Annotated in this window: 11 protein-coding genes; 9 read left to right on the forward strand and 2 right to left on the reverse strand. The window is 38.9% G+C overall.

Annotated elements, in window-relative coordinates; all coding sequences use genetic code 11:
• Position 1: 1 nt before the first annotated feature.
• Positions 2–823, forward strand: coding sequence for a YihY/virulence factor BrkB family protein (locus tag MUN87_RS18000; RefSeq protein ID WP_244748006.1), 822 nt, complete (start codon positions 2–4; stop codon positions 821–823).
• Positions 824–1,203: 380 nt separating this feature from the next.
• Here MUN87_RS18000 and MUN87_RS18005 read toward each other — a convergent pair whose 3' ends face one another.
• Positions 1,204–3,135, reverse strand: a complete 1,932-nt coding sequence (locus MUN87_RS18005; protein WP_244742446.1) for a heavy metal translocating P-type ATPase — start codon at positions 3,133–3,135, stop codon at positions 1,204–1,206.
• Between the two features lie 244 nt (positions 3,136–3,379).
• Here MUN87_RS18005 and MUN87_RS18010 point away from each other — a divergent pair, with 244 nt between their 5' ends.
• The 7 genes from MUN87_RS18010 (at position 3,380) to MUN87_RS18040 (ending at position 10,079) form a co-directional block, all read left to right on the forward strand.
• The gene (locus tag MUN87_RS18010; protein ID WP_244742448.1) at positions 3,380–4,237 is read left to right on the forward strand and encodes a transporter substrate-binding domain-containing protein; all 858 of its coding nucleotides are present in this window, start codon (positions 3,380–3,382) and stop codon (positions 4,235–4,237) included.
• Between the two features lie 2 nt (positions 4,238–4,239).
• On the forward strand, positions 4,240–4,905 hold the full coding sequence (locus MUN87_RS18015; protein WP_244742450.1) for an amino acid ABC transporter permease: 666 nt from the start codon (positions 4,240–4,242) through the stop codon (positions 4,903–4,905).
• A 1,164-nt stretch (positions 4,906–6,069) separates the two neighbouring features.
• Positions 6,070–7,218: an NAD-dependent epimerase/dehydratase family protein gene (locus MUN87_RS18020; protein ID WP_244742453.1), complete on the forward strand. Its 1,149-nt coding sequence runs from the start codon at positions 6,070–6,072 to the stop codon at positions 7,216–7,218.
• Between the two features lie 30 nt (positions 7,219–7,248).
• Positions 7,249–8,376: a glycosyltransferase family 4 protein gene (locus MUN87_RS18025; RefSeq protein ID WP_244742456.1), complete on the forward strand. Its 1,128-nt coding sequence runs from the start codon at positions 7,249–7,251 to the stop codon at positions 8,374–8,376.
• Positions 8,377–8,388: 12 nt separating this feature from the next.
• Positions 8,389–8,829, forward strand: coding sequence for a GtrA family protein (locus MUN87_RS18030; protein WP_244742458.1), 441 nt, complete (start codon positions 8,389–8,391; stop codon positions 8,827–8,829).
• 28 nt (positions 8,830–8,857) lie between these two features.
• A complete protein-coding gene (locus tag MUN87_RS18035; RefSeq protein WP_244742460.1) occupies positions 8,858–9,250 on the forward strand; it encodes an OsmC family protein in 393 nt (130 codons plus the stop codon).
• 61 nt (positions 9,251–9,311) lie between these two features.
• On the forward strand, positions 9,312–10,079 hold the full coding sequence (locus tag MUN87_RS18040) for a YfkD family protein (protein WP_244742463.1): 768 nt from the start codon (positions 9,312–9,314) through the stop codon (positions 10,077–10,079).
• 774 nt (positions 10,080–10,853) lie between these two features.
• On the opposite strand, the gene MUN87_RS18045 is transcribed toward MUN87_RS18040, so the two are convergent.
• Entirely contained in the window at positions 10,854–12,362 is a 1,509-nt protein-coding gene (locus MUN87_RS18045) for an NAD(P)/FAD-dependent oxidoreductase (RefSeq protein ID WP_244742488.1), read from the reverse strand.
• A gap of 178 nt (positions 12,363–12,540) precedes the next feature.
• Between MUN87_RS18045 and MUN87_RS18050 the strand changes: the two genes are divergently transcribed.
• On the forward strand, positions 12,541–12,690 hold the full coding sequence (locus MUN87_RS18050; protein WP_244742490.1) for an SE1561 family protein: 150 nt from the start codon (positions 12,541–12,543) through the stop codon (positions 12,688–12,690).
• Positions 12,691–12,703: the final 13 nt, after the last annotated feature.

Below are 12,703 nucleotides of genomic sequence, written 5' to 3' on the forward strand. Positions count from 1 at the left end.
GATGGGGCCGGTCGTGTTTGTAAAACAGTTGATCGAGCGGATTACTGGGGATGATGTTCCAGGCTTAGCGGCACAATTATCCTATTTTTTCTTGCTTTCTTTGTTTCCGTTTATGATTTTCTTAGTTACACTGATTGGATATCTACCGTGGCAAGACATCGATGTCATGAATTTTATAGCGACATACGCACCTGAAGAAATCATGACCATGTTAAACGAGAATATTTCACAGATTATGAACAGTCGTAATGGAGGATTGTTGTCTGTCGGGATTATCGGGACGCTTTGGTCTGCTTCAAATGGAATAAATGCACTGATCCGATCTTTTAATAGAGCTTATAACATTGATGAAGAGCGTTCCTTTGTGGTGACGAGAATGATTTCGATCGTATTAACAATTGCGATGCTGTTGATCATTATTGTTGCTTTCTTGCTTCCGATTTTCGGAAAAATGATTGGAGTCTATCTCTTTTCTTTTTTTGGGCTTTCGGATGGTTTTCTTTCGGCCTGGAATACGTTGCGATGGGTGATTTCATCAGCAATCTTCTTTATTGTGCTGATGATGCTTTACCGCTTGGCACCAAGTAAGCGGGTTTATTTTAAAGATATTATTCCTGGGACATTATTTGCAACGGTGTTCTGGCAACTCGCCTCGTTAGCTTTTTCCTATTATGTATCATCAATGGGGAACTACTCAGCGACATACGGCAGTTTGGGAGGCGTCATCAGTTTAATGATCTGGTTTTATCTGTCGGCTATTATCATTATTACCGGTGGAGAAATTAATGCACAAGTAGAAAAAATGACAAAAGGACGAGCGTGAAGCTCGTCCTTTTGTCATACGATAGCAAAGTATAAAACTTTAGCAATGAAGAGGCACGACGTATTAAAATTTAGAATGTACCAAGTATAAGAAAGCAGATAAGTACAGTTGTAACAGTAAGCATATTGAACATGAAGTTGAGTTCTTATAATATGGATTGTGTTAACTGCTTAGTGTTTATTTTGAAATGATTCATGTGCTATGAATACCGCTCCGGACAACCACTTCCGTCCTGCGGGGCACGGCTGAAGCTCGAGTAGTACCCTAGCTTCAGCCGTGCCCACAGGACGCGGAGCCTATTTCCGGAGCATTGCTATGCACATACTATATTCCAAAATAGCTAAACTGGCGATACAGTTCCACTTTACATAATCCATTCATTACCTAGCCAACAACCGCAATCCGTTCAATATAACAAGTATTGTACTGCCTTCATGACCGATGACGCCGAAGGGCATGTCGATTACTTGCAGGAAGTTGGATGCGATTAATGCCAGAATGATACCGATTGAAAATACGATATTTTGTTTAATGATCCTGTTCATTTTTTTCGATAACTGGATTGCGTCCACTATTTTAGTAAGATTATTCTTAACGAGTACGATATCAGATGTTTCTAGTGCGATGTCACTGCCTGCTCCCATCGCGATGCCGAGGTTCGCTGTTGCTAAAGCGGGCGCGTCGTTAATGCCATCGCCAATCATTGCTACATTCTGTTTCGTTTCCGATAAAGCTTTTAGCTGAGCTACTTTATCCTCAGGAAGACAATTGGCGTGGAACGACTGAATATTCGCCTCTTGTGCAATTACTTTCGCCGTTTCCTCATTATCTCCTGTTAGCATCACTGTTTGAATTCCTAATTTATTTAATGCAGCGATTGCCTCAACAGATTCTTTACGTAACGTATCTTTTAGGAAAAAGACTGCAATTATTTCATCATTTTTTTGTATATAAATGGTTGTGTGACCTTGTTTGTTGTTTATGTCAAGCCTGTTCATGAACCTGTTAACATCGGTTTCTTTCACTAATTTTGTATTTCCGATTATCCATCGATCAGCACCTATGTTGGCAATAAGTCCTTTACCATTCTGATGTTCGACCCGGTCAATCTCTGGCGCAGCATCATCATTTTTAATGGATTTAGCCCAAGCTGTCATAGCACTTGCTAATGGGTGGGTAGACTCCTTTTCGATTGCAAAGATGGAAGCTGCAACGTTCTGCTTGTTATGGTGGTCTGCCACATACCAATCGGTAACAAATGGTTTTCCTTCTGTTAGTGTTCCTGTTTTGTCGAAAGCAACGGTATCAATCGATGCCAATTCTTCTGCATAAACACCGCCCTTAAATAAGACGCCATTTCTTGCACCCGTTGAGATTGCTGCGAGTGTAGCAGGCATAATGGATGCTACGAGTGCACATGGTGAAGCGACGACGAGTAGAATCATAGCGCGATAAACTGTATCTGTCCATGACCATCCGAAGACAAAGTGGGGCAATACCATCATGATTGCGACGACCAGCAATACTACTTTTACGTACGTACTTTCAAATCGTTCGATAAAAAGCTGTGAAGGTGATTTCTCGCTTTGTGCGTTCTGTACGAGTTTGATAATTCGTTGGAAAAGTGTTTCGTTCGGTAAAGTGTCAATTTCTACATAGAGAGTACCATTGACATTGACAGTACCAGCATACACGTGATCATCAACTGACTTCATGACAGGTACGGATTCGCCAGTTATCGCACTTTCATCAATTTCGGTTTCACCCCGGTAAATCATTCCGTCTGCAGGGATTCGTTCTCCGGCGCGGATTACGATCTGATCGCCAATTTGTAAATCTGCAACCGCAATTTCTTGTCCAGATAACAGGAAGGCCGTCTCAGGCTGTAATTGCATGAGTGATTCCAACTCTTTCGTATTTTTGTTTTCGGTATATGTTTCTAAAGCACCTGACAAGGCAAAAATAAAAATAAGTATGGCGCCCTCTGTCCAATAACCAATAGATGCTGCGCCGACCGCTGCTATGATCATAAGCAATTCCACATTTAGTGATTTATCCTGAATTGTTTCGGTTAATCCTTCCTTGGCTTTTGCATAACCGCCAATTAAGAATGCCAGGATGAGCAAGATAGAGGTTGTTCCTTCTTTAAAGAACGAATCTGATAGCCAAGCAGATAAAATAAGTGCACCGCTACATAACGCGGCTATTAATTCACGATGTTTCCATAGCTGTAACCACAGATTGTGAAGATCACTAGTTGTTAAGAAATGTATAGAGTATTTATTTCTAATTGCTTTCATTACGTCATTCATTTGTATTAATCCCTCTTTCTTTAATGCATCTGATAATAATTATCAATATTATTAAATTATAATTATTATAAATAAATAACTAATTTAATAATATCATGATTTTAAATAAAGTCAACAACCGTAAATTATATAACAGTTTTTTATTAAATTTTGAAACAGTTATAAAAATCATTGAAATAAAAGCGTCAAACTGTTATCTTTTAATAGAATAAAATAATATAACAAATAAGGGGTGCCGATTTTCGTGAAAAAAATATTATTACTTGCAAGTTTTGTATTCATTTTGTTTGTCGTAACAGCATGTGGAAATGAGTCGGAAGAAAACTCAACAGGCGAGTTGAAATCGGAGAAATGGGAAAATATTCAGGATGAAGGTGTTATCGTTGCAGCTACTTCCGGAACATTAATTGCTTCATCTACATATGACGATAATGATGAACTAACTGGTTATGATGTGGAAGTGATGAAAGAAGTAGGTAAACGATTAGGGGTAGAGGTTCAGTTTGAGATAATGGGAATCGATAGTATGCTCGCTGCTATTGAAAGCGGTAGAGTAGATGTAGCCGTTAATGATATAGAGGTGACAGACAATCGTAAAGAGAAGTTTGCGTTCTCTGATCCTTATAAATATTCATATACGACAATGGTAGTTCGTAAAGGGGATAATTCAGGGATTGAGAGTTTGGAAGATTTAGAAGGGAAGAAAGCAGGTGGTGGTGCTACTACCGTATTCAGCCAAATTGCTGAGCACTTCGGAGCAGAAGTTGTGACATATGGGAATGCGCCGAATGAAGCTTATTTACGAGATGTAGATAATGGCAACACGGATGTAATTGTAAATGACTATTATTTATCTAAATTCGGTGTGGCAGCATTTCCGGATTTCGATATTCATTTGCATCCGGATTTAAAATTCCATCCGACTGAACAAGCTGTTGCAATGGATAAAGAAGCGGAAACGTTGCAGCAAAAAATCAATGAAACGTTAACTGAAATGAGAGAAGACGGAACATTATCAGAATTAGCGATTGAATTCTATCAAGAAGATGCTTCGAAAAAACCTGAAGGAGATATCCAGGAAATAGAGGGGCTTGACTTGTAGAAATGGAGCAATTCTTTGATGTGGAGTTAGCAATCGAAAATCTGCCGCTTATCTTAAGCGGGTTACCAATGACCGTTGCGGTATCAATGGTCAGTATGGTAATGGGTCTAGTACTAGGACTTTTTATTTCATTGGCAAGGAACTCGGATTCAAAGTTATTACGTTATCCAGCAAGAATTTATATTTCCTTTATGCGCGGAACGCCATTACTAGTCTTTCTGTTCTTACTATATTTTGGTCTGCCAGTTTTAGGTCTTACTTTATCTGCCTTTGTGGCGGCGATACTAGGGTTTGGTTTAAACAGTGCAGCGTATATTGCGGAAGTAATCCGTGCTTCCTTAAACAGTGTACCAAAGGGGCAATGGGAAGCGGCAAAGGCTTTAGGCCTTGGTTATCGTCAGACACTGATGAAAATTATTCTGCCTCAAGCAGCGAGAATTGCCATGCCACCGCTTACTAACGTGTTTTTAGACTTGGTAAAAGCGACTTCACTCGCAGCAGTTATTACAGTGCCGGAGCTGTTCCAAAAAGCACAAATTGCCACGGGACGATCTTTTGACTCGTTTACCATGTACACGGTAGTTGCATTAATTTATTGGCCGTTATGTATTCTAATTTCCTTTATGCAAGAGCAGCTAGAGAAAAGATTCAGCCGTTATATGAAATAACAAAAGCCTCGGGACAAGCACCTCGAGGCTTTTGTTACCAGAAAGAGAGTAAAGAAATTTTCCAATGAAGAATTGCGGCGTATTGAAAATTTCGAACGTACCAATGATGTAAGGAGGACTAGTGGTAATTTTGAAAAATACCATTTACATAGCAAAGCTCTGGAAATATGCTTCGCAGGAAATGGTTGGCCAAAGCGGTCTTCTAACACATTTATTCTTTTAAGATTAATGCTTAGCTTATAGTTTCTATCATCCCTATCTAAGATAGTTGTATATTATTAGTGTTTTGATTATAGAATGAATATAGAATATAATCGCTCTCGTAAGCGAGATCAGAAAAGGAGCCAAAAGCAGAAAGCGACACCAAAGATTTGTAACGTTTAGTGAGAAAGGGAACAAAAGTAGAGAGCGGTCGTCAGAGATTTGTATCGTTTAGCGAGAAAGGGAACAAAAGTGGAAAGCGGTCGTCAGAGATTTGTATCGTTTAACGAGAAAGGGAACAAAAGTGGAAAGAGGTCGCAAAAGATTTGTATAGTTTAGCGAGAAAGGGAACAAAAGTGGAAAGCGACGCCAAAGATTTGTATCGTTTAACGAGAAAGGGGACAAAAGTGGAAAGAGTTCGCCGGAGATTTGAATCGTTTAAAGAGAAAGGAACCAAAAATGGAAAGCAACGCAATAGGATTTGCAGTGTTTACAAAGAAAGAAAACAAGTGTCTGTAGAAGGTGTCCCCAACGCATGAATCATTTTCAAGATATACGCTATATCCCATTTAACATCATCCATATTACAGGTAGTTGTATATTATTTAGTTAGGGTGGGCGAGTTTTGTTTATAAAAGATTAAGTATGGATTCTTATAATATGGATTTGTAAAGTAAACCATTTCGATATAATGGTCAGTAAAAGTATTTCATAATAGTAATAAACGCTACCACAGAGTGCTCCATACTTTGATTATTTGAAACTGCTAATGCCTGGATAATTTGTCTCGGTTTAAAAATAAATGCCGCTTATAGTATAATGACAAAGAATGATAGAGAAATGTTATGTTTTTATAAAAATCATGTAAATAACACAAAAATTCTATTGTTTAAATTCGAAGCATGATAATATAGTTATAATTGAGTCAAATACTCAAATAAAATAGAAGAAGGTGGGAGTAGAATGAATATTATTGTAGCAGGGGGAGATGGCTTCTGCGGATGGCCGACTGCTCTATATTTATCTAAACAAGGACATGATGTATCAATTATCGATAACTACGCAAGAAGAAAAATTGACAATGAATTACACTCCAATTCACTTACACCTATTGCATCTTTAGAAGAACGCGTTGCAAAGTGGGAAGAACTTACAGGGAACAAGATCAAGGTCTATGAAGGAGATCTTGTACACTATGATTTTCTTAAAGAAGTCCTCAAGAGAGAACAACCAGATGCATTTGTGCATTTTGCTGAACAACGCTCCGCACCATACTCTATGATTGACCGTGAACATGCGGTTTACACCCAAGAAAATAACGTTACTGGAAATTTAAATGTTTTATTCGGTATTAGAGAGCTTGTGCCAGATTGTCACTTAATTAAGTTAGGAACAATGGGTGAATACGGTACACCAAACATTGCAATTGAAGAAGGATACATAGAAATTGAACATAAAGGCAGAAAAGATACCCTGCCATTTCCTAAGCAGCCAGGTTCTTTCTATCATCTGTCAAAAGTTCATGACAGCCATAATATTATGTTCGCTTGTAAGATCTGGGGCATTCGTGCGACTGATCTTAACCAAGGGATTGTTTATGGATTGGATACAGAGGAAACAAAGCTTGATCCTGTATTGAATAACCGTCTTGATTATGATGGTGTATTTGGAACAGCATTAAATCGATTTATTATCCAGGCAACAGTAGGTCAAGATTTAACTGTATATGGAAAAGGTGGCCAAACAAGAGGTTTCCTTAATATTAAAGATACTGTAAGATGCATCGAAATTGCAGCAGAAAATCCTGCAGATAAAGGTGAATTCCGTGTCTTTAACCAGTATACAGAACAATTCTCTGTCGGTGATTTAGCAGAAATGGTACAAAAAGTAGCGAAAGAGGAAGGTATTGAGGCACAAATAGCTCATTTGGAAAATCCACGAGTTGAATTGGAAGAGCATTTCTTGGAAGCAGTCAATACAAAATTAATCGATTTAGGGTTAGAACCACACCTTCTTGATGATAATGTAATTAGAGAAATACTGAACACGGTTATTGCGTATAAAGACCGTGTCATTCATAAAAATATTTTACCAACTGTAAAATGGAAATAATGAAAGTAAATGAATAAGGATGATCTAGCAATGCACATACTTATCATCACAGAAACATTTCTGCCTTCAACAGACGGAGTTGTCACCAGGCTAACCAATAGTATTCGCTATTTTATGAATCAAGGTCATAAGGTGACCATCATTGCACCTGATTTAGGGGTGTCAGAATTCGAAGGAGCGAAAGTGATTGGCATACGAGCGAGTAAATTATTTTTTTACCGCTCGAAAGCTTTTGCTTTACCTAACCGTAGGATCAAGCAATTGATAGCTGATGTTGACCCGGATGTCGTTCATGTCGTCAATCCGGCATTGGTTGGAGCATCCGGTGTTTATTATGCGAAAAATCTCCAATATCCGTTAGTCGCATCCTACCATACTCAAGTACCGAGATATGCAGACTATTATCATTTGTCGATATTTAAAGGGCTGCTCTGGTGGTATTTCCGCAAATTACATAATCAAGCAACAATCAATTTATGTACTTCCAATGTGGTAAAGGAAGAACTCGATCAGCAAAACTTTCGAAACGTACACGTGTGGAAACGTGGCGTTGATACGAAACTTTTTCATCCGGACCATGAAGATGAAGCCATGCGCAATCGTCTGACCAATAACCAAAAGTCAAAAACGATATTGTTGTATGTAGGAAGACTTGCACCTGAGAAGGAAATAGAAAAAATTCGTAACGTCCTCGAAAGTTCCGATAAATTTGTGCTGGCCATAGTTGGTGATGGTCCGCATCGCGCACCATTGGAAAAGTATTTCGAAGGAACGAACACGATCTTTACCGGATTAATGCACGGAAATGATTTAGCGACTGCTTATGCGTCAGCAGATGTCTTTGTGTTCCCATCTACAACGGAAACGTTAGGTTTAGTTTTGTCAGAGGCAATGGCATCAGGTTTACCAATTGTTGCTGCAGACAGTGGGCCGACACGTGAACAAATCCAGCATGAAACGCATGGACTTTTGTATGACCAGCATAGCGTGGAAAGCTTCACAGAAACAGTTCTCCGTCTTGAAGATGAGAGTCTGCGTCAACGACTTGCTGAATCAGCCTGGCAGGATATTCATGAAATGGGCTGGGATGAACAATCAAAACAAGCGTTAGACATATATCAGCAGGCAATCTCCATGCAAGCTAACCATGAAAAGTAAGAAGGAATGTTTATGCCAAACAGAAAAAGAAAAAGCGGACGATTACAATTTGCGCAATTCAGTGTTATAGGTGTGACCAATGCACTGGTGGATATTGGTGCGCTAAATTTGTTATTGATACTTTTTCCAACCGAAAATTCCACGTGGCTCATCGCCTATAATAGTATTTCGTATACATTGGCGATTTTAAATAGTTATATTTGGAATGCGAGTATAACGTTTAAACAATCCTCCGAAGGGAATAAATATCAAAGAATCGCTTTCATTATTCAGGCGTTGATCAGCTTGGGAATAAGCAATCTCGTTTTCATTGGAGCCAATGATTTATTAGGATTCGTTGACATACCGAACTGGTGGCGATATAACCTTTCTAAAGCAATGGCCATGGGATTATCATCCTTTGCTAGCTTTTTTATGATTAAATTCTTTGTTTTTAAAGATTATAAAAGGTAAAGGCAAATGACCGAAGGAGGAAACACGTATGGAATTTTATTTAACGGAAGGTGGCGTAAGAACGCAATTACCGTTTGGTGAGCTAGAAATTTCAGGGAATGAAGAATTAGGATTTCGTCCTTTTCAATTGATGATTGCTTCGGTAGCTGGATGCAGTGCTTCTGTATTCCGAAAAGTCTTACAGAAGAAACGAATTGAAATTGATGATTTGCAAATCACAGCAGACGTTGAACGTTCATCGGAAGAAGCCAACAAGATTACAGCGATTCAACTTCACTTTGTGGTGAAGGGAAGGAATCTCAAGCATGATCTGTTAGAAAAAAGCTTGCAGGTTGCCCGTAAAAACTGTTCAATGGTAAGAACGATTGAAGACAGTGTAGATATCAAAGAAACGCTTGAAGTGGTTAATTTAAGCATTTAGCAGATCGTACGTATATTTTTCGCTCTTGATCGAACACTAAGGGAAAAAAGGAGCGAAAATAATGGAGAAACTCGGACTTTCTATTGTTTTATGCTTAATGATGTTAACCATTCCGATCATAGCGGATTCTGAGGAAAAAGCACCTGATGATCTGATTTCGATCGAAAAAGAAAATACCAATCAGCAAATGACAGAAGAAGAGGCCACAATTGAACCTAGTGGACTAGTGAAGGAATTAATGAAGGAAGCTAATATCGATTTGGATAATCCGATGCTGATTAAATTACTTAATGAATCGACTATTGATCCAACACCGTTCTCAATTGGATACCGAGCGAATATTTACCTCGGACATTGGCCACTATCCTATCAGTCTGAATCATCACAAATTAATTGGGATTTTCAGACGGTGAATACCAATGAATTAAATAATGTCGGTGGCGAGAAGACAGAGGATGTTTACTATTATCAAATTGAAGATAAGCATATTAAAGGGGCACTAACTGCCAAGGTAGACAATGCGGAGCAGATTAAACAAATGATCCTTCACGAAGCAAGAGATCAGCATGAACTACCACTTACATTTGAAGCCGTGATCGGAAAAGAAACCAAGCTAAGTAAAACCTATCAAGTATCCGCTGGCAAAACAGGTGTTTTAAAAGCCAGTATTCCAGCAGTGAAAGATACGGGACATGTAACAGTAGGTGAGGTTTACTTGGAATTAAAAGGCTCTAAGAAACAGCTGGTTGTTAAAAATGTGACCAAGCAAGAAGTAGGAGCCTATATCCCCGTCGCAAACCACCTGACATTTATGTATACGACCAAATAAAAAAGAGCATGCATCCGGTGAAGGTGCATGCTTTTTTTATCATCAGTAAAGAAAGTATATAAGTCTGGTCACAGCAGTAATCATATTGAACATGATTGGAGTTCCTATAATATAGATTATGTTAACAAAGCATTACTAGCCACTAGCCAAGCATCCATATTGAGATATTTAATGTGCTTAATACTGCTCTGGCCAACCACTCCGCGTCCTGCCGGGCACGGCTGAAGCTAACTTTGTGAAGAAAGATCGCTCACAAAGTGGATCTTCAGCGCCTACCTGTCCCGCGGGAGTCTCCGTGGTTGGCCTACGCTAGAATTAGGATTCTACAATTTTTGGTAGAGCTAGCATATTGATCGTATGCATATATAATAGTTATTGAAAAATGCCTGGAACCAATGCTTTTAGCTGTTCCATACGTTGTAGCACTTCCCTAAAGCGTAGGAAATAGGCGGAGACTCCCGTGGAATCAGCGCGAGCTGAAGATCCATTTATCTGTGCCTGTGTCTGCCAGTATTGCTTCGAAGTGAGCTTCCTCGGCACAAGGCAGCAAAGAAGCTTTTTAAGTAGTAGCCTAGCTGAAGCCGTGCCCACAGGACGCGGAGCCTATTTCCGGAGCTTTGCTAAGCAGATAAATTATCTCAAAATGACCATTTTGCAATACTGCCTTTGTTGACATAATCCATAGTATAGGAAGTTGTTTATTAATTAAGTCAATTAGGACCAGCGGTTTATGCCCGGTTATTCTTAGTAAAGAAAATATAATTTGAGTTCCGATCAAGTAGAGAATAAATCAGGAACTTTTTCATCAAATGCCAACGAAAAGGAAGGCATTAGTTCATTCAGACGCTTTTGCATCTTGTTCATATCCAATTCTCCTAGTTCTGCTAATACCGCTTCTTCCTCAGGTGAACCGTCACCAGTGATTAACGTGTTCAGCATTTCCGGATTGATAATTTCACTAGGGGAATCGATTAATCCATTCATTTTCATGTATTGGTGAAACATGGAAAGGTCGTTTTCTTCCTTCGCTTGCTTCATGGCATGCCTAAGATATAAATTAAAATATTTTTGTGCGAAGGTTACACCTTTTAGTGGAACATTTCCCACATGTTCGACCCCTCTCCAACGCAAATCCTCGATTGAGCTTAACCACCAGGCTGGTTCAATAGCCTGTTGCATACGTTGAAGTACATGATGTTCGAAACCAACCTTAGAAGAATCCTTTTCTTCCAAGCAAATAGCTAACATTTCAGCTTCGATAGCTGCTACGGTCATACCTTGTCCATAAATAGGATCAAAGTTACAGAATGCATCTCCTAGGACCAATAAGCCTGATGGCCAGCTTTCCATTTGTTCGTAATGCTGTCTGACAGATTCAGCTGCTCTATAGCCTCGTGGAGCCTCGATAGGTTTTAGCTCTTTAATGAGATCATTAATCATGGGACTTGCCCATTCATTGAGCTGCTTATCAAAATCCTCAGTGTTTGTTGAGGGGAGATTGGAACCACCGGCATTAAATAATATCGTTTGAGCCATATTATTCTCGATATAAAAAAGGCCTACTGATCCAACATTCTCTTCAGGTACCCCTCTAGAAATACCACTTAATTTCTCAGAGATATGTGCAGGTACTTGATAATATCTGGTACTGTATCCGAATCGAACCTGCAATCGTTCTTGTTCAGGCACATTATATCCCATATCTGTCAACCATTTGTTGAGTTTGGAATAACGGCCACTCGTGTCTACTACCAGATTAGCAGGTATAGTCCCTTCTTCTTTGTTTCCATTTCGTTCTTTCACCTGAACTCCTGTTACTTCCTTATTATCATCTGATGTGACAAGTCCTCTAACTGACTGTCGTGACAGAAATTTTACATTTTCAAGCTCTTGAACGCGCTGCCGGATTCCAAATTCCAGTAGTGGACGGCTGCTGGCTACACTCCGTTGATTGATTGTTATTTCGAGCGTACCAAATGGTGAATAATTAATCACCTTATCATTTTTAGCATTATGTGCTCCTAAATCAAATAAATCTTCCATATAGTCAGGAAAGAATCGGTTCATAATGATGTCACCACGCGGTAATACGCGATGAGGGTGAAAATCTTGAGGGGTACCTTTACGGTTAGATGGTTTTTCGGTTAATTCATCTTTTTCAATAACTATTACATCTTGATAATAATCGGAAAGAACGCGGGCAGTGAGTAAACCTGCAATTCCAGCGCCAATTACCAATGCTTTTTCATCTTTCTTTTGATGAGATTGTTTTTGATTATGCATCTCTACACTCTCCCTTTAAAAGAATTAAGCATAATAATTGTAAAATTAACTGGATAATATTGCAATTAACTCATTCTGAGATCATTTTAATGTTAATCTTTAAGTGCGTAGAAAATTGCTAGACAGGAGAAGCTAATTCCATTAGGATTGATATTGGACTATGGAAAGGAGCATAAGAATGACAAGCCAAGAGAAAATTAACGAACTTCGCTCACAATTAGAGCTATTTCTTGAAAGATTAGATCATTTAGATCCTGAGAAAACATCAGTAGAGGATGTCGATCAGTTAATCCTAATGATTGAGAAAATTGAAAAAGAACTAGGATGAATAAAGGGAAGTG

It is taken from the genome of Gracilibacillus salinarum, assembly GCF_022919575.1.
In the GTDB taxonomy this organism is placed as follows: Bacteria; Bacillota; Bacilli; order Bacillales; family Amphibacillaceae; genus Gracilibacillus; species Gracilibacillus salinarum.